This is a genomic window from Amycolatopsis sp. NPDC003676, from assembly GCF_053587275.1.
In genome coordinates this window covers 13,968-37,625 of the sequence record NZ_JBSFNS010000080.1, presented here as the reverse complement: position 1 = coordinate 37,625, position 23,658 = coordinate 13,968, and the positions used below count along the sequence as shown (strand labels likewise).

26 protein-coding genes are annotated in these 23,658 nt (G+C 68.9%); 12 read left to right on the top strand and 14 right to left on the bottom strand.

The genetic code is table 11. From position 1 onward, the window contains the following. Both ACWDNU_RS32900 and ACWDNU_RS32895 read right to left on the bottom strand, forming a co-directional pair. Positions 1-575 (bottom strand): carboxyl transferase domain-containing protein (locus ACWDNU_RS32900; RefSeq protein ID WP_449671743.1); only part of this gene is annotated, 575 nt, incomplete at its 3' end. Further along, the gene (locus tag ACWDNU_RS32895; RefSeq protein WP_449671742.1) at positions 568-1,338 is read right to left on the bottom strand and encodes a thioesterase II family protein; all 771 of its coding nucleotides are present in this window, start codon (positions 1,336-1,338) and stop codon (positions 568-570) included. The genes ACWDNU_RS32895 and ACWDNU_RS32900, both read right to left, overlap by 8 nt. Before the next feature lie 164 nt (positions 1,339-1,502). Between ACWDNU_RS32895 and ACWDNU_RS32890 the strand changes: the two genes are divergently transcribed. Next, positions 1,503-2,147, top strand: a complete 645-nt coding sequence (locus tag ACWDNU_RS32890) for an alpha/beta hydrolase (protein ID WP_449671741.1) — start codon at positions 1,503-1,505, stop codon at positions 2,145-2,147. Here ACWDNU_RS32890 and ACWDNU_RS32885 read toward each other — a convergent pair. Continuing rightward, complete coding sequence (locus ACWDNU_RS32885; RefSeq protein ID WP_449671740.1) at positions 2,129-2,815, bottom strand: GNAT family N-acetyltransferase; 687 nt, start codon at positions 2,813-2,815, stop codon at positions 2,129-2,131. The two genes, ACWDNU_RS32890 and ACWDNU_RS32885, sit on opposite strands and share 19 nt — an antisense overlap. A 151-nt stretch (positions 2,816-2,966) precedes the next feature. On the opposite strand from ACWDNU_RS32885, the gene ACWDNU_RS32880 reads away from it, so the two are divergent. Together ACWDNU_RS32880 and ACWDNU_RS32875 are read left to right on the top strand one after the other, a co-directional pair. Beyond that, positions 2,967-3,689: a VOC family protein gene (locus ACWDNU_RS32880; RefSeq protein ID WP_449671739.1), complete on the top strand. Its 723-nt coding sequence runs from the start codon at positions 2,967-2,969 to the stop codon at positions 3,687-3,689. Between the two features lie 41 nt (positions 3,690-3,730). Continuing rightward, positions 3,731-4,219 (top strand): GNAT family N-acetyltransferase, encoded by a 489-nt coding sequence (locus tag ACWDNU_RS32875; RefSeq protein ID WP_370934837.1) that lies wholly within the window; start codon positions 3,731-3,733, stop codon positions 4,217-4,219. A gap of 7 nt (positions 4,220-4,226) precedes the next feature. Here the strand turns inward: ACWDNU_RS32875 and ACWDNU_RS32870 are convergent, their stop codons facing one another. Beyond that, entirely contained in the window at positions 4,227-4,658 is a 432-nt protein-coding gene (locus ACWDNU_RS32870; protein ID WP_037363909.1) for an Lrp/AsnC family transcriptional regulator, read from the bottom strand. 160 nt (positions 4,659-4,818) lie between these two features. On the opposite strand from ACWDNU_RS32870, the gene pdhA reads away from it, so the two are divergent. The 3 genes from pdhA to ACWDNU_RS32855 are packed head-to-tail and all read left to right on the top strand — an operon-like array spanning position 4,819 to position 8,167. After that, positions 4,819-5,919 (top strand): pyruvate dehydrogenase (acetyl-transferring) E1 component subunit alpha, encoded by a 1,101-nt coding sequence (pdhA, locus tag ACWDNU_RS32865; protein ID WP_449671738.1) that lies wholly within the window; start codon positions 4,819-4,821, stop codon positions 5,917-5,919. Then, positions 5,916-6,932: an alpha-ketoacid dehydrogenase subunit beta gene (locus ACWDNU_RS32860; RefSeq protein ID WP_449671737.1), complete on the top strand. Its 1,017-nt coding sequence runs from the start codon at positions 5,916-5,918 to the stop codon at positions 6,930-6,932. The genes pdhA and ACWDNU_RS32860 overlap by 4 nt, the downstream gene beginning before the upstream one ends. Next, entirely contained in the window at positions 6,932-8,167 is a 1,236-nt protein-coding gene (locus ACWDNU_RS32855) for a dihydrolipoamide acetyltransferase family protein (protein WP_449671736.1), read from the top strand. The genes ACWDNU_RS32860 and ACWDNU_RS32855 overlap by 1 nt, the downstream gene beginning before the upstream one ends. Before the next feature lie 6 nt (positions 8,168-8,173). Here the strand turns inward: ACWDNU_RS32855 and ACWDNU_RS32850 are convergent, their stop codons facing one another. The 5 genes from ACWDNU_RS32850 to ACWDNU_RS32830 form a co-directional block, all read right to left on the bottom strand. Then, complete coding sequence (locus ACWDNU_RS32850; RefSeq protein WP_449671735.1) at positions 8,174-9,442, bottom strand: glycosyltransferase family 2 protein; 1,269 nt, start codon at positions 9,440-9,442, stop codon at positions 8,174-8,176. Beyond that, positions 9,439-9,612, bottom strand: a complete 174-nt coding sequence (locus tag ACWDNU_RS32845) for a hypothetical protein (protein WP_449671734.1) — start codon at positions 9,610-9,612, stop codon at positions 9,439-9,441. The genes ACWDNU_RS32850 and ACWDNU_RS32845 overlap by 4 nt, the downstream gene beginning before the upstream one ends. 22 nt (positions 9,613-9,634) lie before the next feature. Continuing rightward, a complete protein-coding gene (locus ACWDNU_RS32840) occupies positions 9,635-11,317 on the bottom strand; it encodes a DUF2334 domain-containing protein (RefSeq protein ID WP_449671733.1) in 1,683 nt (560 codons plus the stop codon). Next, on the bottom strand, positions 11,314-12,507 hold the full coding sequence (gene wecB, locus ACWDNU_RS32835; protein WP_449671732.1) for a non-hydrolyzing UDP-N-acetylglucosamine 2-epimerase: 1,194 nt from the start codon (positions 12,505-12,507) through the stop codon (positions 11,314-11,316). Before wecB ends, ACWDNU_RS32840 begins: the two co-directional genes overlap by 4 nt. Before the next feature lie 368 nt (positions 12,508-12,875). Further along, complete coding sequence (locus ACWDNU_RS32830; protein ID WP_449671731.1) at positions 12,876-13,361, bottom strand: carboxymuconolactone decarboxylase family protein; 486 nt, start codon at positions 13,359-13,361, stop codon at positions 12,876-12,878. 46 nt (positions 13,362-13,407) lie between these two features. Between ACWDNU_RS32830 and pdxR the strand changes: the two genes are divergently transcribed. Further along, positions 13,408-14,805, top strand: a complete 1,398-nt coding sequence (gene pdxR / locus ACWDNU_RS32825; protein WP_449671730.1) for a MocR-like pyridoxine biosynthesis transcription factor PdxR — start codon at positions 13,408-13,410, stop codon at positions 14,803-14,805. Between the two features lie 4 nt (positions 14,806-14,809). Here the strand turns inward: pdxR and ACWDNU_RS32820 are convergent, their stop codons facing one another. Beyond that, a complete protein-coding gene (locus ACWDNU_RS32820) occupies positions 14,810-15,019 on the bottom strand; it encodes a TOBE domain-containing protein (protein WP_067580482.1) in 210 nt (69 codons plus the stop codon). 230 nt (positions 15,020-15,249) lie between these two features. Between ACWDNU_RS32820 and ACWDNU_RS32815 the strand changes: the two genes are divergently transcribed. The 3 genes from ACWDNU_RS32815 to ACWDNU_RS32805 all read left to right on the top strand — a co-directional run bounded on the left by ACWDNU_RS32815 (position 15,250) and on the right by ACWDNU_RS32805 (position 17,705). Beyond that, positions 15,250-15,426 (top strand): CsbD family protein, encoded by a 177-nt coding sequence (locus tag ACWDNU_RS32815; RefSeq protein ID WP_449671729.1) that lies wholly within the window; start codon positions 15,250-15,252, stop codon positions 15,424-15,426. A gap of 116 nt (positions 15,427-15,542) precedes the next feature. Further along, positions 15,543-16,151 (top strand): acyl-CoA-like ligand-binding transcription factor, encoded by a 609-nt coding sequence (locus ACWDNU_RS32810; RefSeq protein ID WP_449671728.1) that lies wholly within the window; start codon positions 15,543-15,545, stop codon positions 16,149-16,151. Positions 16,152-16,169: 18 nt separating this feature from the next. Next, positions 16,170-17,705, top strand: a complete 1,536-nt coding sequence (locus ACWDNU_RS32805; protein ID WP_449671727.1) for an FAD-dependent monooxygenase — start codon at positions 16,170-16,172, stop codon at positions 17,703-17,705. On the opposite strand, the gene ACWDNU_RS32800 is transcribed toward ACWDNU_RS32805, so the two are convergent. Then, the gene (locus ACWDNU_RS32800) at positions 17,677-18,513 is read right to left on the bottom strand and encodes a class I SAM-dependent methyltransferase (RefSeq protein WP_449671726.1); all 837 of its coding nucleotides are present in this window, start codon (positions 18,511-18,513) and stop codon (positions 17,677-17,679) included. The two genes, ACWDNU_RS32805 and ACWDNU_RS32800, sit on opposite strands and share 29 nt — an antisense overlap. Continuing rightward, positions 18,510-19,331 carry a class I SAM-dependent methyltransferase gene (locus ACWDNU_RS32795; protein WP_449671725.1) on the bottom strand — a complete coding sequence of 274 codons (822 nt, stop codon included), beginning with the start codon at positions 19,329-19,331 and terminating at the stop codon, positions 18,510-18,512. The genes ACWDNU_RS32800 and ACWDNU_RS32795 overlap by 4 nt, the downstream gene beginning before the upstream one ends. A 36-nt stretch (positions 19,332-19,367) precedes the next feature. Between ACWDNU_RS32795 and ACWDNU_RS32790 the strand changes: the two genes are divergently transcribed. Together ACWDNU_RS32790 and ACWDNU_RS32785 are read left to right on the top strand one after the other, a co-directional pair. Beyond that, positions 19,368-20,798: a xylulokinase gene (locus ACWDNU_RS32790; RefSeq protein WP_449671724.1), complete on the top strand. Its 1,431-nt coding sequence runs from the start codon at positions 19,368-19,370 to the stop codon at positions 20,796-20,798. 4 nt (positions 20,799-20,802) lie between these two features. Continuing rightward, positions 20,803-21,486, top strand: a complete 684-nt coding sequence (locus ACWDNU_RS32785; RefSeq protein ID WP_370934822.1) for an alpha/beta hydrolase family protein — start codon at positions 20,803-20,805, stop codon at positions 21,484-21,486. Here ACWDNU_RS32785 and ACWDNU_RS32780 read toward each other — a convergent pair. Together ACWDNU_RS32780 and ACWDNU_RS32775 are read right to left on the bottom strand one after the other, a co-directional pair. Continuing rightward, positions 21,479-22,180: an anti-sigma factor family protein gene (locus ACWDNU_RS32780; protein ID WP_449671723.1), complete on the bottom strand. Its 702-nt coding sequence runs from the start codon at positions 22,178-22,180 to the stop codon at positions 21,479-21,481. The two genes, ACWDNU_RS32785 and ACWDNU_RS32780, sit on opposite strands and share 8 nt — an antisense overlap. Beyond that, positions 22,177-22,716 (bottom strand): sigma-70 family RNA polymerase sigma factor, encoded by a 540-nt coding sequence (locus ACWDNU_RS32775; RefSeq protein ID WP_370934820.1) that lies wholly within the window; start codon positions 22,714-22,716, stop codon positions 22,177-22,179. The genes ACWDNU_RS32780 and ACWDNU_RS32775 overlap by 4 nt, the downstream gene beginning before the upstream one ends. Positions 22,717-23,658: the final 942 nt, after the last annotated feature.

Genomic DNA, 23,658 nt, shown 5'->3' with positions numbered 1-23,658 from the left:
ACCATGAACACGAAATCCGTCAACGCGGGCGAATACGCGGCACCGCCAGCACACGGGCCGAGCATCACCGAAATCTGCGGAATGACCCCCGAGGACCGGGTGTTGCGCTGGAAGATCCCGCCGTACCCGGCGAGCGCCGTCACGCCCTCCTGAATCCGCGCGCCCGCACCGTCATTGAGCGACACCAGCGGAGCACCGGCCGCCGCGGCAAGGTCCATCACTTTGTGGATCTTCTGTGCGTGCGCCTCGCCAAGCGCGCCGCCGAAAATGCGGAAGTCGTGGGCATACACGAAAACCGTGCGCCCGTACACCGTCCCCCAGCCGCACACCACGCCGTCCGAATACGGCTTCCGGTGTTCAAGACCGAAGGCCGTCGCGCGGTGGCGGCGCAGGGACTCGATCTCGGTGAACGAACCCGGGTCAAGCAGGAGTTCGATGCGCTCGTGCGCGGTCAGCTTGCCGCGGTCGTGCTGGCGGGCGGTCGCGGCGTCGTCGGGACCGCGTCGCGCGGCCTCCTTGATCTCCCGCAGTTCCTCGAGCCTGCTGTCGAATCCGACCGCCAGTGCCTCAGACATGTGCACGCCCCTTGTCGACAAGCCGATCGGTCAGGTACCGGAGAATCACGTCCTGGTGGCGGGTCAGGAAGAAATGCCCGCCGGCGAGCGGGACCAGCTCGAAGCCCGCCGAAGTGTGGTCGCCCCACGACCGGACCTCGTCGACCGAGGCGACCGGGTCGTCGGTGCCGGTGAACGCGACCACCGGGGCCGCCAGCGGCGAGCCCGGCTGGTACCGGTAGGTCTCCACGGCGCGATAGTCGTTGCGCACCACGGGAAGGATCATCCGCACGACGTCGTCGTCGCCGAGCAGGTCCATTTCGGTGCCGCTCAACCGGCGCAGTTCGTCGATCACGCCGTCGTCGGTGCGGGTGTGCACGTTCTCGTCGCGGTGCCGCGACGGTGCCCGGCGGCCGGACACGAAGAGCGTGTCCACCGCGGTGCGAGCGGCCTCCAGCCTGCGGGTCACTTCGAAGGCGATCATCGCGCCCATGCTGTGGCCGAACAGCGCGAGCGGCAGGTCGTCGCGGCCGCGCAGCAGCTCGGCGATCCGGTCGGCCAGCGCGTCGATGGTGGTCAGGAACGGCTCGTGCCGCCGGTCCTGGCGGCCCGGGTACTGCACCGCCAGCACCTCGATGTCCGGCGTCAGCGCCCGCGAAACCGGGAAGTAGAACGGAGCCGAACCTCCGGCGTGCGGCAGGCACACCAGCCTTGCCCTCGCCTCGGGCGACGTGTGGAAGCGGCGAAACCAGCTGTCCTCGTCGGAATTCGCGCTACCCGTCATGTCGTCCCACCGCCTTTCCGACGTCTGCGCCGGGACGACCCGGCCACGGATCCTTCTTCGCCGACCCACGCTAACCGCGCCCACCGCGCGCAACGACCCCTAACTCCCCCTAGATCCACAATGGACAGTCACGGCCGACCCCCTAGATCGAAGGATTCCCTCGCATGCAGCCAACGTTCGTCCTCGTCCCCGGCACCCACGCCGCCGGGCGCTGCTTCACCGCGCTCCAACGCGAGCTAGCCCTGCGCGGCCACCGCAGCCTCGCCGAAGAACCGTCGCCGATCGCTGGCATCACGCACGCCGACAACGTCGCTCACGTCACCGAAACCGTCCGCCGTGTATGCGAACACGGGCCGGTGATCCTCCTAGGTCACAGCCGCGGCGGCTTCACCGTCACGAGCGTCGCCAACGCTGTCCCGGACCTGCTGGCACGAACCGTCTACGTCTCCGCCTGGTGCTGTGTCACCGGAACTCCCGCCGACTACCGAGCCACCCCAGCCTTCAGAGCACCCGACACCGGTGCAGAAATCGTCGCGACCCCCGACCCCGACGAATCCCGAGACGTCGGCACCGAAGTCGTAGACCCAGCGACCTGGGGCGGAATCCCGCACAGCTACGTCCGCCTGACCGCGGACGTCAGCCTGCCCCTCGCACTGCAAGACCACTTCATCGAAGAAGCCGACGCCCTCACCCCCGGCAACCCCTTCGACGTGCACTCCCTGCCCGTCGGCCACATCGACCCGCTGCTCCGTCCGGCAGGCCTAGCCGAAATCCTCGCCGGAACCGCCGACTACTGCGAGGGAGCCTGATAAATACCGAACTGCATCTGCCGGGCGAGCCGAAACCCCAGCTTCTCGTACAAGCGGATCGCGCCGGTGTTCGTCCCGGCGGCGTGGAGAAACGGCCGTTCCCCGCGCTCCCGGATCCCCGCGGCCACCGCCAGCACCAGCCGGGCCGCCAACCCCTGGCCCTGGAACGCCGGGTCGGTGCACACCGCGCTGATCTCCGTCCAGCCCGGCGGATGCATCCGTTCGCCCGCCATCGCGACCAACGCGCCGTCACGGCGAATACCCAGGTAGGCGCCCAACGTGATCGTCCGCGGCAGGAACGGACCGGGCTTCGTCCGGGCAACCAGATCCAGCATCTCCGGCACGTCCGCCTCGGTCAGCCGCACCGCCTCCGCGTCCGCGACCGCCGGGGCGGCGGAACCGTCCATCTGCACCCCGGCGATCTCGGCCTCCACCGTCCAGCCCGCGGGCGGCGGCGTCCCGACCGCGCCGACCACGACCGTCGACGCGCCAGGGCCGATGAGGTCGGCGATGTCGTGCCACACGCGCTCGTCCGGCTGGTCCGGGACGGCGAGGAACGGAGTGACGTCCACCGGATACCGCAGCACCTGCCCCTTCTGCTCCGCGAACGACGCGTGCGGGCCGCTCAGCGCGGCCCAAGCGGGGTTATCGAGCGGGGACGTGCTCATTCTCGCCTGCCATTCCGATCCGGGGTGCTCGATCAAGAATGCGTGCGCCGAACCGGACCCGGCCACCGCCTCCCACATGCTGAGCAGCCGAGGACCGCGGCTGTCCGCAATCGGCCATAACGTCGCCGCCATCACCGACGAAGGGATCTCGATGAGCACCGTCGACCGCAACCAGCCGCTCGGCACCCCGGCCTGGATCGACCTCGCCGTGCCGGATCTGGACCACGCGCAACGCTTCTACCGCGCCGTCCTCGGCTGGACCTTCGACGGCGACCACTGTCTGCTGCGCGACCTCCCCGTCGCCGGCCTGCGCCAGGCAGCCACTCCAGCACCAGCCTGGACGGTTTACTTCGCCGCCGACGACTGTGATGTCACCGCGAAGGCCGTCACCGCCGCAGGCGGCAAGCTCCTCGACCAACCCCACGACGACGGAGAACACGCCCGCGTCACCGTCGCGGAAGACCCGACCGGGGCGCGGTTCGGGATCTGGCAAGGCCGCAAACTCCCCGGGGCCAGGCTCGTCAACGAACCCAGCACCCTGCTGCGCAACGACCTCGTCACGCCAGCCCCCAAGCAGGCGCGCGACTTCTACTGCGAGGTCTTCGCCTTCACCCTCGACGGCAACGACGACCTCGCCGGTGTCGACTTCACCTTCCTCCGCCGCCCGGACGGCCACGAAATCGGCGGCATCATCGGCGACCCGTCCGCCACCGCGTCGGCGTGGGGCACCTTGTTCCTCGTCACCGACGCCGACGCGGCTGGCAAGCTGGCCGTCGAACACGGCGGCGAGGTCGTCGAAGCGCAGGACAGCCCGTACGGACGCATGGTGACCGTCCGCGATCCGTTCGGCACGGAGTTCGTCCTGGGTTCCTGAACCGGCTCCATCGCCCTGAACTCGGTGCTAGAACAGGACAGGTGGACCTCGAAACCCTCCCCGGCGCGACCCTGCGCCCAGCGACCTCCGACGACGCCGCCGAGCTGATGGTGCTCCAGCGGTGTTGCTGGGTCCAGGAAGCCCTGCTCAACAACACCCTGGACCATCCCGCGCTGACCGAAGACCTGACCGAGGTCCGCGAGGCCATCAAGACCTGGGACAGCTGGGTCGTCCGGCAGGGACACCGGCTCGTCGGCGCGGTCCGCGCCCGCACGGTCGAGGACAACGGCTGGGAGATCGGCCGCTTGATGGTCGCGCCGGATCTGGCGGGACGCGGCCTCGGACGGGTCCTCCTCGAGCACGCCGAGCGCAATGCCCCGCCGGAGACGAAGCAGTTCGTCCTCTTCACCGGCGCGTCCAGCGAACGCAACATCGCCATCTACGAACGGGCCGGGTACCGCCGCACGCCGATGCCGTTCGAAGCGACCGGCGTCTTGCAGCTCGCGGTCTACCTGGTCAAAGCGGCCTGACGAAGGCTCACAGCTCGTCGAAGACCAGCACGGTGTGCGTCGAGAGCACGTCCGGCATGGACTGCAGCCGTTCGAACACCAAGTCCCGCAGGCTGTCCGCGTCGCGGGTCCGGACGAACAGGATCAGGTCGTTGTCCCCGGACACCAGGCCGCCGTGTTCGATTTCCGGGATGTGCTTGAGTTCCGCGCTCACCGTGCGCCACGAGTTCTGCGTGACCTTCAGGTACACGTACGCCGCCAGCCCCTGCCCCATCCGGCGCGGATCGGTCACGGCCGCGTACCCGGTGATCACTCCCTCGCGATGCAGCCTCTCCACACGCGTGTAGCAACCGGCCCGTGAGATGTGCGCGCGTTCGGCCAGGGCGCGCATCGAGGCGCGGCCGTCTTTTTTCAGCTCGGCGATCAGTTTCAGATCGACCTCGTCGAGCGCCGCTGCCATTTGTCCACCCGGCTGGGACATCCGCGCCACCTCCCAAGCCAATCGTCCAATCAAGAATCCACAAACCGGCCATCATTCCACACTTGCCGAGCAAGTCTGGATCCTTGATCGCCAGACAGCGAGTATCAGGGCTACTCGTCTTTGTCGATGGGAGCTGTCGGTGACCACCACGGAACGCACTGCCGCGTCCTATTTCCTGCCCAGCGACGAGCCGCTCGGCCTCGTGACCGCCGACGGCGTGCCGACGCCCGACCCGGCGCTCGCGATGCCCGCGGACGACGTCCTCCTCCGCCTCTACCGCGGCATGGTTTCCGGACGCCGCTTCGACACCCAGGCCACCGCGCTCACCAAACAGGGCCGGCTCGCGGTGTACCCGTCGGCGCGCGGGCAGGAGGCCGCCGAGATCGGCTCGATCCTCGCGCTTCGCCCGCAGGACTGGCTTTTCCCCACCTACCGCGACTCGATGGCCGTCGTCGCGCGCGGCGTCGACCCGGTCGAGGTGCTCACGCTGCTGCGCGGCGACTGGCACTGCGGCTACGACCCGTATCGCGCCAACGTCGCTCCGCAGTGCACGCCGCTCGCTACCAACACGCTGCACGCTGTCGGCTTCGCGCACGCTGCGCGCATGAAGGGCGAGGACACGGTCTCGCTCGTTCTCGTCGGTGACGGTGCCACCAGTGAAGGCGACACGCACGAAGCGTTGAACTTCGCCGCTGTCTGGAAGGCACCGGTCGTCTTCCTCGTACAGAACAACGGCTACGCCATCAGCGTCCCGCTCGAGAAGCAGACCGCTGCGCCTTCGCTCGCGTACAAGGGTGTCGGCTATGGCATGCCGTCCGTACTCGTAGACGGCAACGACGCGGCCGCCGTGCACGCTGTCGTCGAGCAGGCTGTCGCGCGCGCCGCAGCGGGTGAAGGGCCGACGCTCATCGAAGCCCTCACCTACCGCATGGAGTCGCACACCAACGCCGACGACGCGACGCGCTACCGCGACAAGGCCGAAGTGGAGCAGTGGCACACGCGCGACCCGATCAGCCGCCTCAAGCAGTACCTCACCGACCGTGGCCTTCTCGACGACAAGGTGCAGCAAGAGATCGACGCGCGCGCTGAAGAGGAAGCAGCCGCGTTGCGCGAGCGGATGAACGTCGACACCGAGCTCGACCCGGCGGATCTCTTCCGGCACGTCTACGCCGAACCGACCGCCGCGTTGCGCCAGCAGGCCGCCGATCTGGCGCACGAGAACACCGAGGACCAGGCATGACCGCCACTCTGGACACGACGCTGTCCCTCGCCGGCGCGCTGAACCGCGCCCTCGCCGACGCACTCGCGGAGGACGACCGTGTGCTCGTCTTCGGCGAGGACGTCGGCACCCTCGGCGGCGTCTTCCGCGTCACCGACGGCCTCGCCGCACGCTTCGGTGACACCCGCGTCTTCGACTCCCCGCTCGCCGAATCCGGCATCGTCGGCACCGCGATCGGGATGGCGATGAACGGCCTGCGCCCGGTGATCGAGATGCAGTTCGACGCGTTCGCCTACCCCGCGTTCGAGCAGATCACCAGCCACCTCGCCAAACTCCGCAACCGCACCAAGGGCCGGGTTGAACTGCCCATCGTGATCCGGGTTCCCTACGGCGGCGGCATCGGCGGCGTCGAGCACCACTGCGACTCGTCCGAGGTCTACTACACGCACACGGCCGGCCTGCGCGTCGTCACCCCGGCCACGCCGGACGACGCCTACACCCTGCTGCGCGAGGCGATCGACAGCCCGGACCCGGTCATCTTCCTCGAACCCAAACGCCGGTACTGGGAAAAGGGAACCGTTGACCCGCAACGCCGTTCCCCTGGTCTCGACAATGCGGTGATCCGCCGCGAAGGCGACGACGTCACCCTCATTTCCTACGGCGGCGCACTCGGCACCACGCTCGAAGCAGCCGAAGCCGCCGCGGAAGAGGGCTACAACGCCGAAGTGATCGACTTGCGCAGCCTCGCGCCATTCGACCTGGAAACGGTCGCCGCGTCCGTGCGCCGCACCGGCCGTGCGGTCGTGGTGCACGAGGCGAGCCGATTCTGCGGCTATGGCGCCGAAGTCGCCGCGCAGTTGTCCGAGCACTGTTTCCATTACCTGGAAGCGCCGGTCTTGCGCGTCGCCGGATTCGACATTCCTTATCCCGCACCGAATCTGGAACAGCACCACCTGCCGGGCGTCGACCGGATCCTGGACGCGATCGAACGCCTCCAGTGGGACGACGCGGCATCGCTCGACGGGGAGAAATGATGGCCGTCTTCAAACTGCCCGACCTCGGCGAAGGTCTGACCGAGGCGGAAATCGTCGCGTGGCACGTCGCGGTCGGCGACACCGTGACCGTCGACCAGACCGTCGTGGAGGTCGAGACCGCGAAGGCGAGTGTCGAGGTGCCGGTGCCGTTCGCGGGCCGGGTCGCGACGCTGCACGGAGCAGCGGGCGAAGTGCTGACCGTCGGCAGTCCGCTGATCACAGTGGACAGTGCCGCGGACTTCACCGAGCCTGGCGTCGTCACACCGGAGGGCAGCGGGAACGTCCTGATCGGCTACGGCACCAGCCAAACCCGCACCCGGCGGACGCGGCGACCGCGCGGCAGCAAAGCACCGGCACCAGCGTCAGCGCCAGCCACTGCGCCGAAGTCCGCTTCGGACCGCATCCGCGTAGTGTCCCCGCTGGTCCGCCGTCTCGCCCGCGAGTCCGGAGTGGACCTTCACGCGCTCAACGGCACCGGCACCGATGGCATCGTGAGCCGCGCCGACGTAGAACGCGCGATCGCCGCCACGAAAACCCCAGCAACCCCGGACGAGCAACGAATCCCCTTGCGCGGCCTACGCAAGACCGTCGCCGATAAACTCACCCGCTCCCGCCGCGAGATCCCCGAGGCGACCGTCTGGGTGGACGTCGATGCGACCGAACTGCTGCGCCTGCGCACCGCGCTCAACAGCGATCCGCACGCGCCGAAGCTCAGCCTGCTCGCGCTCATCGCCCGGTTCGCCGTCGCGGGCCTTCGCCGGTTCCCCGAACTGAACGCGCATCTGGAGGGCGACGAGATCGTCATCCCGTCCGCCGTCCACCTGGGATTCGCCGCGCAGACCGACCGCGGCCTGGTCGTCCCGGTGGTCCAGGACGCGCACCAGCACAGCCTGGAAGGCCTGTCCGCCGCCCTCGCCGACCGCACCGAACAAGCCCGTTCGGGACGGCTCGCTCCGGCCGACCTCACCGGCGGCACGTTCACCGTGAACAACTACGGCGTGTTCGGAGTGGACGGTTCGGCCGCCATCATCAACTACCCGGAAGTGGCGATCCTGGGCGTCGGCCGGATCATCGACCGGCCGTGGATTGTGGACGGTCAGGTCACCGCGCGGAAGATCACCGAGCTGACGCTGGCGTTCGACCACCGCGTCTGCGACGGCGGCACCGCGGGCGGATTCCTGCGCTTCGTCGCCGACTGCATGGAAAACCCAGTGCGGTTGCTACGAAACCTGTGAAGACGGTCAGGCTGGCAACTCTGCCAGCCTTTCCGTTTTCGCCCACACATTCCGCTTCAGGACAATCCGGAACACGGCTCGCCACGTCGCCAGCACACCGAGCAGCAGGAACGCCGGATAACACAGCCCAGCCAGCAACGCTCGATGCAGCGGTTCGGCGCGCAACCGGACAAAGTAGACGACCGCCCACATGATCCCGGGCAGCAGCAACGCAACCAGCCACAACGCGACTGCCTGCGCCAGGTCCCCGGTCTCCGCGACCAAACCGCCGAACGAGTTCCCGGTCAGCAATGCCACCGGCACGATCACCAGCAGCGCTGCCGCGAGCAACGAAAGCGGAACAGTCAGCCAAGGCACCACGAGATAGACCAGGAAGTCGAACAACCCAGTCCCGGCAATGAATCGAGAGGTCGCGAGACTGCGCAAATGTCGCGAGCACTGGAGGTTGCCCTGTGCCCAGCGGGTCCGCTGACGCAGCAGCCGACGCGTGTCCTCCAGTCCTTGCTGAGTCACCCAAGCCCGCTGCGTGTACCGGATCCGCACCCCGGCCAAATGCAGCCGCAGACCCAGTTCAAGATCCTCGACCAGACAGTCGCTCCACGGCGACGGCCCGAACTTCCGCAACACCGACAGCCGCGTGAACTGTCCGTTGCCGCCCATCCCGACACTGCCGAGCACATCCCGCAACGACTGCGAAGCATCCGCGATCGCGCCGAACTCCAGGTCCTGCAGCAAAGCCAGCAGCCGGTGTCTATTGTGGATTCGCACCCGGCACTGCACCGCGCCGACACCACGGCTCCGCAGCATCGCCGCTACTTCTGTGAGCAATCCAGCACTGCCGCGCCCATCGCCGTCAATGATGCCCACGACAGTCTGCGAGACGGTGCCCTCCCGGTCGGCAATGGCGTCGATGTAGCGATAACCCGCGTTGAGCGCCTCGCCTTTGCCTCGCCGTGCCTGCGGCAAGTCGCGCCGCAGAACATGCAGCCGATCATCGGCAATGCCCGCGACAATCTCGGGCGTAGCGTCATCGGATCCGTCGTCGATGACCAGCACTCGCACCGGAGTTTCCGGAGTGCCCAGCCGCAACGCATTCCGCACCGTGTTGGCGATGACGCGTTCTTCGTTCAGCGCCGGAATGACAATCCAGAACAGCAATGGCCGGGGCGAGCGTTCCGAAGCAGGCCGAGGCGCCCGCCAGGCAAAGGCCGCCAGCACCAGGTTGTGCACCGGCCACCAGCACAGCAGCAGCACGAACCACCACGGCTGCGTCATGCCGCGTGCCGGCCCCGGGATCCGTTGGTACGCAGCCGAACCGAGCGGACCGTGAACCCCATCGCGACGAATCCGACCGCGGACAAAACGAACCACAGCGCCCCGTGAAACGGCGCGACACCGATCGCGGCAGCGGACACGACCGCAGGAGCGGCCCGGGTGACAGACATTTCTTTTCCTTCCAGATAAAACTCAAGCGGCAACGGCAGCAGGAGACACGAAGCGATAGCCGAGTCCCTCGATTCCCTCGACCACCTTCCGAAGATCGCCGATGCCGAGAAACGGGTGATAGTAGAAACTGACGACGCTGTCGGTCACCACGCGATGGGTTTTCGCGTCGGCCAGGATGTCGTCGGCAGTGCGCGCGGCGTGCTGATTGAACTTGGCCGGAGCGACGTTGCCGACGTTCTCCGGCACCACGACCGTCCCGTAGACGTCGCGAACCGGATACGGGAAGAACTGGCCGTAGACTTCGCCATAGGACACGTCCGTCAGTCCACATTGGCCGCCGTCGCACTGCCCGGCGTAGTAGCTGCCCCGGTCGTACCGCATCGGGAAGATCCGGCCCACCTCCTGATAGTCCACTGCGGACCCGCCGTAATGCGGGAACTCGAACGCCTCCGGCCGCGGCAGTCCGACCCGGTCGAACTCGGCGAGCCCGGTCGCGATCCGGCCGCGGAACCACTCCGGCGAGTCTTCCGGAACCGGGCCGCTGAGCCGCACATTGTCCTGGTGGTCCACGGTCGCGCGATAGAATTCGTAGTCCGCAGCGCTGGTTCCCGAGTACGGGTTGTCCGTCTCGCCGTACTGATGGCTGTAACCGTGCATCACCAAGGTCCCGCCCCGTGCGACGGCATCTCGCAGTACCGCAACGAGTTCCGGACTGTCCACCAGCCTCGCGAACGTCGGCTTGCCGCCATTCGCTTCCCCGCGCGGATCCGCGTAATACGGATACACCGCCAACGAGAACGGCACTCCACGCCCGCTGAGATAGTCGATGATCGCCCGAACTTCGGCAGGCGGTGTCCGCGGTCCGATGTCCTCGATCCGCACGAGCGCACGCCGCCGTTCCGGAGCGTCTGGCGCGAGCACGCCAAGCAAGATGTCCGCGGCCGCCAAATAGCGGTCGCCCGCGCCGATGTAGGAATACGGCACTTCGGCGAGGTACGTGAAAGATCCACTGTGTACCGCCCACGGCGACGTCACGCCGTCAGCGGACTTCGCCTGCGCCAGCACCTTCGCCTTCGCAGAGGTCACCCGCACGCCCACGACGTCGATCCCGGCGTTGGGATCGCGCCGCAGTTCCGTATCCCGATAGGACACCGTCGTGACCTTGTCCTCCCGGAACGGAGCCCACGTCCAACCCCACTTTCCAGCGAGCGTTGGCGCGTGGCCGAAGAGCTGCCAGATGTTGCTTCCGATCCACACCACCGGCAGCTGGGTCCGGCTCACGTCGTCCAGCAGCGCGGGCGGCAGTTGTGCGTCGTAAACTGTCCCGACGTAGACGGCCGCCTGATACTCGTTCAGCTCACCGCTCCGGTAGTCGGCGGCAGGCAGCATTCGCCAAGCGGTGGAACGGGAAACCAGGTTCGCCGTCTGAATAGCGTTAGCCTGCGCCTCCTCCGCGACCTGCGTCGCAGGAGGACTCGGCCGCAACCGCCGCCCGTCGTCGAACAGCACCAGCGTACGCCGATCATCGCGACCGCCAGGACCAGCCAAGCCGATTTTCGGTTGCCGCAGAACCGGTTCAATCGGCGAAGCCGCTTCCGAACCAGAGTCGTCATCCGAGGCCACCACGACGATCCCGCCGACCAAACTGACCACCGCGACGACAATGATCCCGAGCCGCAGCCACGCCGGGAATCGTTGCTTCACTGCACAACCTCAGCCAATCCAGGAACGAACGGCTCCGGCGCTTCAGCGGTCAGACCGAGCAACCACGCCACCGCCTGCTCAGTGCGCTCAGCGGCCCGGCCGTCACCGAACGGATTCGTGCGCGCGTTCATCGCGGCCCGCTGCACCGGATCGGTCAGCAGCTTCGAAGCTGTGTCCACAATGAGCTGAACGTCCGTGCCGACGAGCATCGCACAGCCAGCATCGACGGCTTCCATCCGTTCCGTCGTCTCCCGTAGCACCAGCACCGGCACCTTGAAGGTTGGCGCTTCCTCTTGAATACCACCGGAATCGGACAAGATGAGCGAACTCGCCGCGATCGCCGCCGCAGTCTGCTCATACGGCAGCGCCGGAGTCAACACCACGCGCGGGTTCCCGGCGAGCGCCGAAGTGACCGCCTCCTGCACCGCCGGGTTCGGGTGCATCGGCAACAACACGCGAACGTCCGGATGGCGCGCGAGCAGAGTGTCCACAGCGGACAGAATGCGAGTCAGCGGCTCGCCCCAGGACTCCCGGCGATGCGCGGTGACCAGAACCAACCGGCACTCGCCGCGCGTCGCCGACTCGACCACCTCGGCGACCGCGCTGTCGGCAAAGGACACTCCCCGGTCAGTAACCCGGGAAATCGCGTCCACCACAGTGTTTCCGGTGACCAGCAGAACGCTGTCGTCGACACTCTCGGCACGCAGGTTCTGCGCGGCCGTCGGCGTCGGAGCCAGATGCAGGCTCGCGGTCTGCGTGACGAGCCGCCGGTTCAGTTCCTCCGGGAACGGCGACTGCAGATCGAACGAGCGCAGCCCGGCTTCCAGGTGCACCACGGGGATCTTGCGCCAGAACGCGACCAGCGCACCGGCCACAGTGGACGTCGTATCACCCTGCACGAGCACCGCCGCGGGCGGGCGCTGCGCGGCGAGCGCGTCGAGACCGGTGACAAGCTGCGAGAACAACTCGGGCTGACCACCGTCGACCCGGTCCAGAGTGAGCCGCAGGTCCGGGGTCAACGAGAACGCCGCGAGCACCTGGTCGACCAGTTCGGGATGCTGCCCAGTCGCGACGAGCACCGGCTCCAGCCGTCCGGACCGGCGCATCTCCTGCACGACCGGCGCCATTTTGATCGCCTCCGGCCGGGTTCCGGCAATCAGCCAGACCACCGGTGCGTCACCCCGGGTCATCACGGAACTCCATTTCAGCGAGAGCGGAAGCGACCGGGAAACGGTCCCTGGATCGCGCCGACCACGCTAACTACGGCATCCGGAATCAACCTCACCCTCGCGGGTCAAACTCACCGTCAGTAGTCGCCGTCACAGGCCGTCAGTAAGACACCAAACCCTTGCCCACCTCGGTTTTAAGCAGCTGCTTACTTAACTGAAGGCGGATCCACCAGACACCTCAAGCACACTCGGTAATCGCGCTGGATCGGTTAAGTCACCAAGTACGGAAAAGGGCGCCCGAAACCTCGGGCGCCCTTTTTCCATTCCCCGGTCAAACCGACGGTATGGCCGTCCGCGATCCTGCTCACATAGTGGTCCAGACCACCAGCTCAGTGTTTCCCGGGAACGTATTCGCCAGGCACCATCCGCGTCGTGACGGCGAACCGGTTCCACGCGTTGATCACCGTGATCGTCGCGATCAGCCGCGCCAGCTCGGCCTCCTCGAAGTGCTCGGCCGCGCGGGCGAAGACCTCGTCGGGCACGAAGCCGTCGGTGAGCACGGTGACCGCTTCGGTCAGCTCGAACGCGGCAACCTCCTTCGCCGTGTAGAAGTGCTTCGACTCCTGCCACGCCGGGAGCTGGATGATGCGCTCGGTCGATTCGCCGGCGGCCAGCGCGTCCTTCGAGTGCATGTCGATGCAGAAGGCGCAGTGGTTGAGCTGCGACGCGCGGATCAGCACCAGTTGCCGCAGCGCGGGGTCGAGGCCGTGGCGGGTCGCGGCGTCGAGACGGATCATCGCCTTGTATGCCTCGGGTGCCAGCTCCGCCATCTTGAGGCGGGGCGGTTGCACCGGAAGTCGTTCTGTCGTGGTCATGGCTTCGACTCTACGAGCGATTGGCACTCTGTTATGGTCCATTTCCGTGCGCGCGGAGTGGGCCAGTTCGCTGAGTGAAGACCTCCACCTCGACCTGCGCGGGCCTCGCCTGCGCGACGGCCTGATGGAGGCCTTGCGCGACGCCATCCGCACCGGACGCCTTGCCCCGGGCGCGAAACTGCCGTCCAGCCGCACGCTCGGCGCGGATCTCGGCATCGCCAGGAACACCGTGGCGCAAGCGTATGCGGAGCTCGTCGCCGAAGGCTGGCTCACCGCACGCCAAGGCGCCGCAACCCGGGTTGCCCCGCGCGCTGAGATCGCGCCAGCTCCGACAGTGCCGAAGCCTGCTTCGCGACACCGGATCGTGCACGATCTGCGCCCCGGTCAGCCGGACCTGTCCGCGTTCCCTCGCGCAGACTGGCTTAAGGCCGCGCGCCGTGCTGTAGCCGTCGCGCCCGACGACGCATTCGGCTACGGCGGTCCGTACGGCCGCCCAGAGCTGCGCGAAGCCCTCGCCGAGTACCTCGCCCGCACGCGCGGCGTACGCGCACACCCGGACCAGATCATGATCAGTACGGGTACGTCGCACAGTCTCATCGTTCTCGCCGAAGCACTGAAGCAGCGAGAGACACCAGCGGTCGCCGTAGAGGCGTACGGACTGCAGGTGCATCGCGCGCATCTCGCCAAGGTCGGCCTGGACACCCCGCAGCTTCCGGTGGACGGCGACGGCGCGATGGTCGAACGCCTCAACGACCTGCCCGACGTCGGCACCGTATTGCTGACGCCGTCGCACCAGTTCCCCACCGGCGTCGCACTGCATCCGGACCGCCGCGCCGCAGCGGTGGACTGGGCACGCCGAACCGGCGGTCTGGTGCTGGAGGACGACTACGACGGCGAATTCCGCTACGACCGCAGCCCGGTCGGCGCGATGCAGGGACTCGATCCGGAGCACGTGATCTACCTCGGCACCACCAGCAAAGCGCTCGCCCCGGGCCTGCGGCTGGGCTGGATGGTGCTGCCGCCGCGGATCGCCAGGCTCGCCGCCGAGATCAAGGGCGAACGCGACCCGCACTCCGGCGTGCTCGACCAGCTCACGATGGCCGAATTCATCACCTCGGGCAGCTACGACCGGCATATCCGCGCGATGCGGCTGCACTACCGCCGCCGGCGCGACCAGCTTGTCGCGGCACTGGCCGAACACGCGCCGAATACGCGGGTGACCGGGCTGTCCGCTGGCTTGCAGGTGCTCGTCGACGTGCCCTCCGGCGAGGAAGACGCCGTGGTGCAAGGGTCCGCGTGGCAGGGGCTGGCCATGCACGGACTCGGCGCGTTCCGGCATCCCGACGCGCCCGCGGACCGCGACGCGCTGGTGATCGGCTTCAGCACTCCGTCGGCGAGCGCGTGGTCGGGTGCGCTGGACGCGTTGTGCCGGGTGCTGCCCTAGCCAGTCACTCGACGCCGAGCATCACCTCGGTCGACTTCACCAGCGCGGTCACCGGCTTGCCGACCTCGAGTTCAAGCTCCTCCGCGGCGTCCTTGGTGATCGAGGCGACGACGGACTGCCCGCCGTCGAGCTGAACTGTGACCACGGTCATGACCGCACCGGGCTGGACCGCGGAAACGGTGCCGGTGAGCTGGTTGCGAGTGGACAGACGCATGACTTGGACTCCTTCGAAACCGAACAGAACACGGCCACGGTAAAGGGAAATCCTCGCGTTCGCTGCCACGTGCTACGGCGAGCGGGAGCAGGTGCGGACGCAATCACTCCGCTGTGCCCGCAGGTGCTGCCCGCGAACCAGGCGCGGTGCCGATCCCGCGTTTTTCGCAGGTTTGCCGCGCGGGAGAGCGGGTAGCCGAACCGCGAGGGACGAGAAAGGGAGGACCCACAGTGAACGACAAGGCCGAGAACAAGGTCGAAGAACTTAAGGGTCGCGCCAAGGAAGCCGTAGGCAACGCCACGGACAACGAGCAGTGGCAGGCCGAAGGCAAGGCGGAGCAGGGCAAGGGCAACCTCAAGCAGGCTGCTGAGAAGGTGAAGGACGCTTTCAAGAGCACCAAGGACTGACTGGCGCGCGTCGCCGAGAAGCCCGGGGCACCTCGCCCCGGGCTTCTTCTTCGCCTTCAAACTTGCGCAACACGCAAACATTGCGCATCGCGCAAGACGCGCGCTATGGTGGTCTCATGACCGAGCGCCCGAACCTGCGAGACCGCCGCCGCCAAGAGACCCGGGTCGACATCTCCTGGGCGGCAGTCCGGCTCACAGTCGAGCGCGGCCTGTCGAACGTGACCATCGAGGAAATCGCCCGCGCGGCGGGAGTTTCACCGCGCACCGTCAACAATTACTTCTCCAGCAAAGCTGAAGCGATCGTCGCGCGGCACCAGGACCGGGCTCGCGGGATCGCTGATCACCTCCGTGCGCGCCCGGCGGCGGAACCGCTGTGGACCGCGCTGCGGGAGGCCTCGCTGGCGCAACTCGACGACGATCGCGGCACCGCTCCCGGCGAAACCGGAGGTCCACAGTGGACAGCCGGGGTCCGGGTCATGATCGCGGAACCCGCATTGGCGGGCGAATTCCTCAAAGCCAACGTCGCGGCCGAAGAATCGCTGGCCGAAGCGATCGCGGAACGCCTCGGCGCGGACGTCCACGACCTCCGCGTCCAGCTCATCGCCACCACCGCGGGCGGCGTGCTGCGCGCAGTCATCCAGGAGTGGCTGCGCACCGACCCGCCCGCTGAGATGTCCACCATCGTGCACCAGGCATTCGACACCCTCGCCGAGGTGCTTCCCTGATCCCGCAAGGAGATCCTCATGTCCGCCGTCGTCATCGCGGGCGCCGGGCCGAACGGCCTGATGCTCGCCGCCGAACTCTGCCTTGCCGGAGTCCGCCCCCTCGTCCTGGAGCGGCTCGCCGAACCCGACGGCGTGCGCCGTGCCAACGGTCTCGTCGGCCAGGTCGTGCCCCTGCTGCACCGGCGCGGGCTGTTCGAGAAACTCACCGGCACCCCTGAACCGGTGCCTGCGCCACGGTTCGTCTTCGGCGCTTTCCCGATCGAATTCGCCGATCTGCCCCGAAACCCGATGTATCTCCTGCCGAAGCCGCAGCACGAGCTTGAGCAGACCCTGATCGAGCATGTCCGCGGGCTCGGCGCGGAACTCCGCCGCGGCCACGAAATCACCGGCTTCACCCAGGACGAGAACTCGGTGACCGTGCAGGTTCAAGGGCCGGACGGGCCCTACGAAATCGCCGCCGACTACCTCGTCGGGGCGGACGGCGGGCGCAGCACCGTGCGCAAGCTCGCCGGAATCGACTTCCCTGGCATCACCTGGGACGAATCGGTGTCCCGCAGCGCGAATGTCCGGCTCCCGCAGTCATTCATCGACCCCGCGACCGGTGGGCTGAAGCTGGAAACCGGCGTCCTCCCGCCGTTCCTGCACCACCGGACGGAAACCGGGGTGTTCGTGTTCGCGCCGTTCGACCCGGCGAATCCGGCCGTGTCGACCAGCGAACGAGGCGGTGCCGCCGATTTCGCCGAGGACGATCCGCTGACCATGGAAGAACTGCGCGCGAGCGTGCGGCGAGTGCTCGGCGTCGACCTGCCGCTCGAACCGCCGTCCGGCCCCGGCCCGTTCCTGCTGCGCAGGCTGACCGGCGGCAACACCAGGATCGCCGAGACCTACCGGCGAGGCCGGGTGCTGCTGGTCGGCGACGCGGCCCACGTGCACTCCTCGATCGGCGGGCCGGGGCTGAACCTCGGCCTGCAGGACGCGGCGAACCTCGGGTGGAAGCTCGCCGCGGAGGTCCAAGGCTGGGCTCCGCCGGGGCTGCTCGACAGCTACGAGGCCGAACGCCGTCCGGTGAGCGAGCGCGTCGTGATGCACACCCAGGCGCAGAGCGCGCTCGTCGCGCCCGGGCCGGAAGTCACCGCACTGCGCGATTTCTTCACCGAACTGCTGTCCTATCCGGACGCCCGGCAGCACGTCGCCGACCTGATGTCCGGGGCGGACATCCACTACGGCACCGACCCGAGCAACGGCCGCTGGGCTCCCGACCTGCCGCTCGCCGACCCAGGCCCGCTTACCGCCGCCTACCAAGCCGCACGCCCAGTACTGCTCGACCTGACACCCGGTGCCACACTCGCCGATGCGGCCGCGCCGTGGCACGACCGCGTGACCACCGTGTCCACCACGGCAACGAGCGACGCACCCACCGCCCTGCTCATCCGCCCGGACGGTTACGTCGCCTGGTCCTCCACCGACGCCGAACCAGACGTCGAGGCGCTCCAAACCGCTCTCACGCAGTGGTTCGGCGCACCGGTCAGGTCAGCCGTGTCGTCGCCACGTTGATGAGCGCCCCGGCCGGCAGTGTGCCGTCCGGGGCCACCAGCGACCGGGACGCCACCTTGAACGCGGTCCGCAACCCCATCAGCTGCGTCTCGTCGAGGGCGTCGACCTGGTAGTAGGTGTCGTGGCAGGTCTGCCAGACCGCATCCGGCGGGCCGGACAGGTCCACCAGCAGCTGGTGCCATTCAACCGGGGCGAACCCGGCCGGGCCGAGCAGCGCGTCGAGGCCTTCTCGGGTGCGGCTGCGCGGGTCGCCGGAGGTCGGGATCTGGCGGTCCTCGGCGACCACCGCGAAGAGCGGCCGGGCGACCTTCAGGAACACCTCCAACGCGTCCGTCCCGCCGCCGCCGACGCCGATCACGAAGGAGCCGCCGGGCCGCAGCACACGGGCGGTCTCGGCGATCACCTTCTCGACGTCGGACATGAGCATCAACGCCATGTGCGACACGACCGCGTCGTAGCTGTCGTCGTCAAACGGCAGCTCCTGCGCGCGGCCCGGCCGCAGGTCCGCGTCAGCGAGCACGGCCCGGCCGCGCGCGACGTCCAGCTGCTTCGCGGAAAGGTCGATGCCAGCGAGCTTTTCGGTGCCGCGACCGGCGAGCACGGCCAGCAGCGCGCCGTCCCCGCAGCCGAGGTCGAGCACGCTGCCCGGCTGGCCCACGTGGTCGGCGAACGCCTCGTACACCGAGCGTCCGTCAACGCGGCCCCGATCGGCCAGTTCGGACGCGGCTGCCGGGTTCCGGTCGTGATAGTCGCGCAGGAACTCTTCGGCGGGCGTCATCATGCCCGTGACGGTAGCGCGAACGGTCACGTCAGCAGCTCGGTTTTGGCCAGGTTGACGCACAGCCCCGCCGGAAGCCGTCCGTCCGCGGTGCGCAACGGCTCGGTTTCGGCTAGGAAGGCCGCGCGCAGCCGGGACAGCTGAGCGTCGTCGAGGGTGTCGGTCGAGTAATACGATTCACAGCACAACGTCCACACCTCGTCCGGCGCGGCGGTCAGGTCGATCTCGTACGGTTCCCAGGAAACCGGCGCGAATCCGGCGGGAGCGAGCACCTCGTCAATCCCCTCGCGATGCGATGTGCGCCGCTCGGCGGTGTACGTCGCCCGGCGTTCCTCCGGCACCTCCCGGAACAGCGGCCGGGCCAATTCGAGGAACACGGGAGTCGCGCCGGTCGCTTCGGGACCGCCGACGACCACCGCGAACTTCCCGCCCGGAGCCAGCACCCTCGCGACCTCGACGGCGACTTCCTCAGGGTTGTCCATGAGCATGAACGCCATATGCGACACGACCGCGTCGAAGCTGTCGTCCTCGAACGGCAGTTCCTGCGCCCGTCCGTGCCGCAACTCCGCACCGGCCAACTCGGGTCGCTGCCGTGCGAGCGCGAGCTGACCCGAAGACAGGTCAACGCCAGCAAGCCTTTCCGCGCCGCCACGGGCGAAAACGGCCAGCAGCGCACCGTCGCCGCAGCCGAGGTCGAGCACCCGGCGCGCGGGCGCGACGCGATCGGCCAGCACCTCGTAACTCGTCCGGCCGTCCCCGGTCACCCGGCCGGATTCGATCAGCACGGACATCGCGTCCGGTTTGCGATCGTGGTACTCGCGCAGGTAGTTCTCCGCGGCGGAGGTCATGCTCCGACGGTAGCGAATTCCTGGTACCCCTGTGGCATGGACGGAGAAGCTCTGCTCGGCATCGACGTCGGCACGACCGCGGTGAAAGTCGCGGCCTTCGCGCCGGACGGCCGGGAACTCGCGGCGCATTCGGCGCCCTACCCGATCGCGCGGCCGCGTCCCGGCTGGGCCGAACAGGACCCGGAAGACTGGTGGCGCGCAACGGAAACCGCGCTGCACACCGTCCTTTCCGGACTTCCCGCGGGTTCGGTGCGCGCGGCCGGGATCGTCAGCCAGGTCAACACCCATCTTCTCGTCGACGAAGACCTGCGGCCGCTCACCCCGGCAGTGATCTGGCAGGACCAGCGCTGTGCGGAGCTCGCCGCGGAACTCGATGCCCGATTCACCGACGACGACAAAAAACGCATCTGGGGCGGGCCGATCGTGCTCGATGCGTCGTTCGCGGGTGCGCGGGCCGCGTGGTTCGCCCGCGAGCAACCGGAGCTGTGGTCCCGCGCGCGTTGGATGATGAGCCCTAAAGACTTCATCGGCGCCCGGCTCACCGGCCGGGTCGCGACCGACCTGCTGTCCGGCGTGCGCATCGCGGGCGCGTCCGGCTACCTCCCCGAAGCGGTCGCCCTGGTGGACGGACTCGGCGACCGCTTGCCGGAACTGCTCGCTCCCGAGGAACCCCTCGGTCACGCCGCCGCACTGGGCGATGCGCCAGTCGTCGTCGGAACCATGGACGCGTTCGGCGCGGTTCTCGGCACCCGCACCACAGAACCCGGCCGCGCGATGGTCACCTGCGGGACGTCGTTGGTCGTCGCGGCCGCCTCGCACCGGAACGAATCGGTCCGCGGCCTGGTCACCTTCCCGCCGCGCGGCGATGTCGTCGTGCACGCCGGACCGACGCAAGCTGCAGGCGACGCGCTGCGCTGGTGGAGCCGAGCCTCCGGACTGTCCGTGCCGGAAGTGTTCGCATCCGCGGCAGAAGGCCAGCCCGGCGTGGTGTTCCTCCCGCACCTGCAAGGCGAACGCGCGCCGCTGTGGGACCCGGACCTGCGCGGCAGTTTCCTCGGCCTGACCTCGTCCACGAGCACCGCGGACCTGTCCCGAGCCGTACTGACCGGGGTCGCGTTCTCCGCGCGGCACGTGTTGGAAACCGTCGAGGAAGCCTGCGGCGAACCCCTCCCGTCGGTGACGTTCTCCGGCGGCGGCGCACGCAGCGACCTCTGGACACAACTCCACGCCGACGTCCTGTCCCGCCCCGTCGAACGCCTCCGCGTGCACGACAGCGCCGCACTCGGAGCCGCCCTGCTCGGCGCAGTCGGCGCGGGCCGGTACCCGGACGTCGAAACCGCTGCGGCCGCGACCGTCGCCGTCGAGCGAACCTTCGTCCCCGAGACGGACCTGACCGGCCTGTACGAGGCGTATCGCGCGGCGCACGAAGGGCTCGCGAGAGTGCACGAACGGCTGGCGCGATGGTGATCTAATGGCCAGCATGGAAACCCTCCGCTACGGCAGCGAGCCCAGCCAGTTCGTCGAACTCCACGGGACTCCGGGCGGGCGGGGCACCGCCGTCCTGCTGCACGGCGGATGGTGGCGCGCCCGGCACGACCTGCACCAGCTCGACCCGATGGCGGCCGACCTCGTCGCCGCGGGCTGGTACGTGGCGAACGTCGAATACCGGCGCATCGACGGCGACACCGGCGGCTGGCCGCAAACCCTGGACGACGTGCTCGCCGCGATCGCAGCCGTCGAACGCCCGGCCGCGCTGCCGACAGTCGCGATCGGACACTCCGCGGGCGGGCACCTGGCCCTGCTGGCCGGCGGCGCGCTCTCCGGCGTCGTCGCGCTCGCCCCGATCACCGACGTCCCCCGCGCGCGAGCCGAGGAATTGGGCGAAGGCGCCGCCGGGCTGTTCCTGACCGGCGACGACCCCGCGGCCTCGCCGATCCGGCAGGTCCCGATCGGCTGCCCGCAACTGGTCGTGCAAGGCGACGCCGACGTCCGGGTGCCGGTCGCGCACAGCCGCGACTACGTGACCGCGGCGAAGGCGGCTGGCGACGACGTGGACTACGTCGAGCTCCCCGGCGTCGACCACTTCCGCCTGATCGATCCGTCAGACGAGCCGTGGCAACCCGTCCGCGAATGGCTTGACCGACGATTCAGCTGACGTCCGCCTCCACGAACCGGTGCCCGGCCGTGTTCTCGATGACCACGGCCGCCACCTGCGCCGGGTCGACGACCGCCGTGCCGTAGAGGTACGCGCCGTCCCGCGCCGCGCGCTCCGACACCATCCAACCGCCCGCGACCTGGCGCTGGCCGTCCTTGCCGATGACGACGAGCAGGCATTTCTGCCCGGCCGGAATGCCGGTCACCGAGCCGTCCACGCGCACCCAGCCGGTCTCCGGAACGATGCTCGCGGTGAGCCGGGCCTGCCCGTTCGCCCCGGAAATGACCTTCGTGCCAGGAACCACGCTGGTCGCCGGCGGCGGCGTAGTCGGCACCGCGACCGCGGGTCCCGACGAGCTGCGCCCCACCAGCACCCCGACGCCCACCGCGGCCGCGGCCACCACGACCGCCGCGGCGACCGCCATCGAGCGCCCCCGCCCAGCCTGAGCACGCGACTCCGCGCGAACCCGGTCGACGGTCCGCTGCATCACCAGGTCCGCACCCACCGGCGGCCCCTCCAGCAACGCCTCCGGCGGCAGCTCGCCAAGGAAACTCTGCACCTCGCGCAGAGACGCGGCCTCGGCCCGGCAGCGCTCGCAGCCGTCGAGATGCGCCTCGACGTCGCGCTGCTCGCCCGAGGCGAGCTGACCGGACAGGTATCCCGCCAGGTCGACGTGTTCGTCGGCAGTGTTCATCCGGCCACTCCTTCCGCTCGCCGGAACTCTTCCCGCAACGCCCGCAACCCGTAATACGAGCGGGACTTCACCGTGCCCGGAGGAATCCCGAGCCGCTCAGCCGCTTCCGCGACGCTCCGCCCCTGCAGATACATCTGCTCGAGCACCTCGCGATGCTCCGGGGAAAGCCCGTCCAGCGCGGCGAGCACCACCATCGAGTCGACGACCTGATCGGCGTGATCCCGCTCGACCGGCCCGCTCGCCGGAGACTCGGCCACCTCCTGCGGCCGCGCCTCCTTGGCCCGGAACCGGTCGATCACGAGGTTCCGCACGACGGTGAGCAACCAGCCGCGCACCGACCCGCGCCCGTTGACCAGACTGTCCGGACTGCGCCACGCGCGGACGAGCGCCTCCTGCACCACATCCTCCGCCGCCGCGCGATCGCCGAGCAGCCGGGTGGCGTAGGCGAGCATCGCGCGCCCGTGCTCCTCGAAAAGCGCGCGGACCAGCGCCTCGTCCGCAACCGCCCGCCGATGACGAGCCCTGAACCCGGCCATGCCCCGATCATCCTCCCGATCGAGGCCGATTGTCCCGCACCGGCGCTGTGTTGCTTCCTGCCCGGTGGCTGTCCTTTTCTGATGGGGTTCGCTTCTTTCGGTGCTGGGCGCTGTTTCGCCTGCCTTCGTTGCCGCACGATCGATGCGACTTCCTGCCGCCGCTCCTACCGCGCTGGACACCGCGTCGAACCAAGCGCCCTCCGGTGCCGCTTTCCCGATCGGTGCAACTCCCCGGCCTAACCCCGCTCGTTCCCGACGATCTTCCCGCGCTGGGCGCCGCTTCCCCGATCGATACCCGCCCACCAGCGTGGTTCCGCCGACACGATCGGGGAACGCACCGCCTGCGGGCCCCGGACCTGGGCTAAGTTCGAAATTGATCCAGCCGGAAGGCTTGCTCACCAGGTCGGCGCACGCCGGTGCCGTGCACTGGGATCACCGTCCCGGCCGCCCGACCGCCCTGGAGCCGCCGGGAGCGCCGCGCACACCGCCCTCCCGGCGGCTCCGGGGCACCTTGGGTCGTTTTCGCTCCCCGGCCATCCGGTGCCGGGGGCACGCGCGGTGACGGGCTGCCTCGACGCTCGCCGCCGCCTTGATGCTGAGCCGCCGCAGCCGACGCGGTGCTGCCACGGCCAAAGATGTTCGGCACTCGCAGCCACCAACCTGGTCAACGCCTCGCGGCGGTCGCGGCGGTCGCGGCGGTCGCGGCGGTCGCGGCGGTCGCGGCGGTCGCGGCGGTCGCGGCGGTCGCGGCGGTCGCGGCGGTCGCGGCGAAGCGTACTTCCGCAAAGGCTGCCTGTGCGGAGAATCTCCGGCAGCGGAAAGCCTCGACCAGCCATCACGTCAGCAGACGTCCGCCACTCGGCACCCGTCTCGCAATATGCGTTGGCCGGGAACCAACAGCCGATCACCCCAGGCACGAAGACTCGAGACGAATCGCGGGCC

What these genes read in the sequence shown, in the direction of transcription:
- ACWDNU_RS32810 (WP_449671728.1), top strand. Translation starts at nt 15,543, where the DNA reads ATGACCGAGCGCCCGAACCTGCGAGACCGCCGCCGCCAAGAGACCCGG.
- wecB (WP_449671732.1), bottom strand. Translation starts at nt 12,507, where the DNA reads ATGACCCGGGGTGACGCACCGGTGGTCTGGCTGATTGCCGGAACCCGG.
- ACWDNU_RS32895 (WP_449671742.1), bottom strand. Translation starts at nt 1,338, where the DNA reads ATGACGGGTAGCGCGAATTCCGACGAGGACAGCTGGTTTCGCCGCTTC.
- ACWDNU_RS32885 (WP_449671740.1), bottom strand. Translation starts at nt 2,815, where the DNA reads ATGAGCACGTCCCCGCTCGATAACCCCGCTTGGGCCGCGCTGAGCGGC.
- ACWDNU_RS32850 (WP_449671735.1), bottom strand. Translation starts at nt 9,442, where the DNA reads ATGACGCAGCCGTGGTGGTTCGTGCTGCTGCTGTGCTGGTGGCCGGTG.
- ACWDNU_RS32860 (WP_449671737.1), top strand. Translation starts at nt 5,916, where the DNA reads ATGACCGCCACTCTGGACACGACGCTGTCCCTCGCCGGCGCGCTGAAC.
- ACWDNU_RS32830 (WP_449671731.1), bottom strand. Translation starts at nt 13,361, where the DNA reads ATGACCACGACAGAACGACTTCCGGTGCAACCGCCCCGCCTCAAGATG.
- ACWDNU_RS32870 (WP_037363909.1), bottom strand. Translation starts at nt 4,658, where the DNA reads ATGGCAGCGGCGCTCGACGAGGTCGATCTGAAACTGATCGCCGAGCTG.
- ACWDNU_RS32820 (WP_067580482.1), bottom strand. Translation starts at nt 15,019, where the DNA reads ATGCGTCTGTCCACTCGCAACCAGCTCACCGGCACCGTTTCCGCGGTC.
- ACWDNU_RS32855 (WP_449671736.1), top strand. Translation starts at nt 6,932, where the DNA reads ATGGCCGTCTTCAAACTGCCCGACCTCGGCGAAGGTCTGACCGAGGCG.
- ACWDNU_RS32790 (WP_449671724.1), top strand. Translation starts at nt 19,368, where the DNA reads ATGGACGGAGAAGCTCTGCTCGGCATCGACGTCGGCACGACCGCGGTG.
- ACWDNU_RS32805 (WP_449671727.1), top strand. Translation starts at nt 16,170, where the DNA reads ATGTCCGCCGTCGTCATCGCGGGCGCCGGGCCGAACGGCCTGATGCTC.
- ACWDNU_RS32880 (WP_449671739.1), top strand. Translation starts at nt 2,967, where the DNA reads ATGAGCACCGTCGACCGCAACCAGCCGCTCGGCACCCCGGCCTGGATC.
- ACWDNU_RS32845 (WP_449671734.1), bottom strand. Translation starts at nt 9,612, where the DNA reads ATGTCTGTCACCCGGGCCGCTCCTGCGGTCGTGTCCGCTGCCGCGATC.
- ACWDNU_RS32795 (WP_449671725.1), bottom strand. Translation starts at nt 19,331, where the DNA reads ATGACCTCCGCCGCGGAGAACTACCTGCGCGAGTACCACGATCGCAAA.
- ACWDNU_RS32785 (WP_370934822.1), top strand. Translation starts at nt 20,803, where the DNA reads ATGGCCAGCATGGAAACCCTCCGCTACGGCAGCGAGCCCAGCCAGTTC.
- ACWDNU_RS32890 (WP_449671741.1), top strand. Translation starts at nt 1,503, where the DNA reads ATGCAGCCAACGTTCGTCCTCGTCCCCGGCACCCACGCCGCCGGGCGC.
- ACWDNU_RS32775 (WP_370934820.1), bottom strand. Translation starts at nt 22,716, where the DNA reads ATGGCCGGGTTCAGGGCTCGTCATCGGCGGGCGGTTGCGGACGAGGCG.
- ACWDNU_RS32780 (WP_449671723.1), bottom strand. Translation starts at nt 22,180, where the DNA reads ATGAACACTGCCGACGAACACGTCGACCTGGCGGGATACCTGTCCGGT.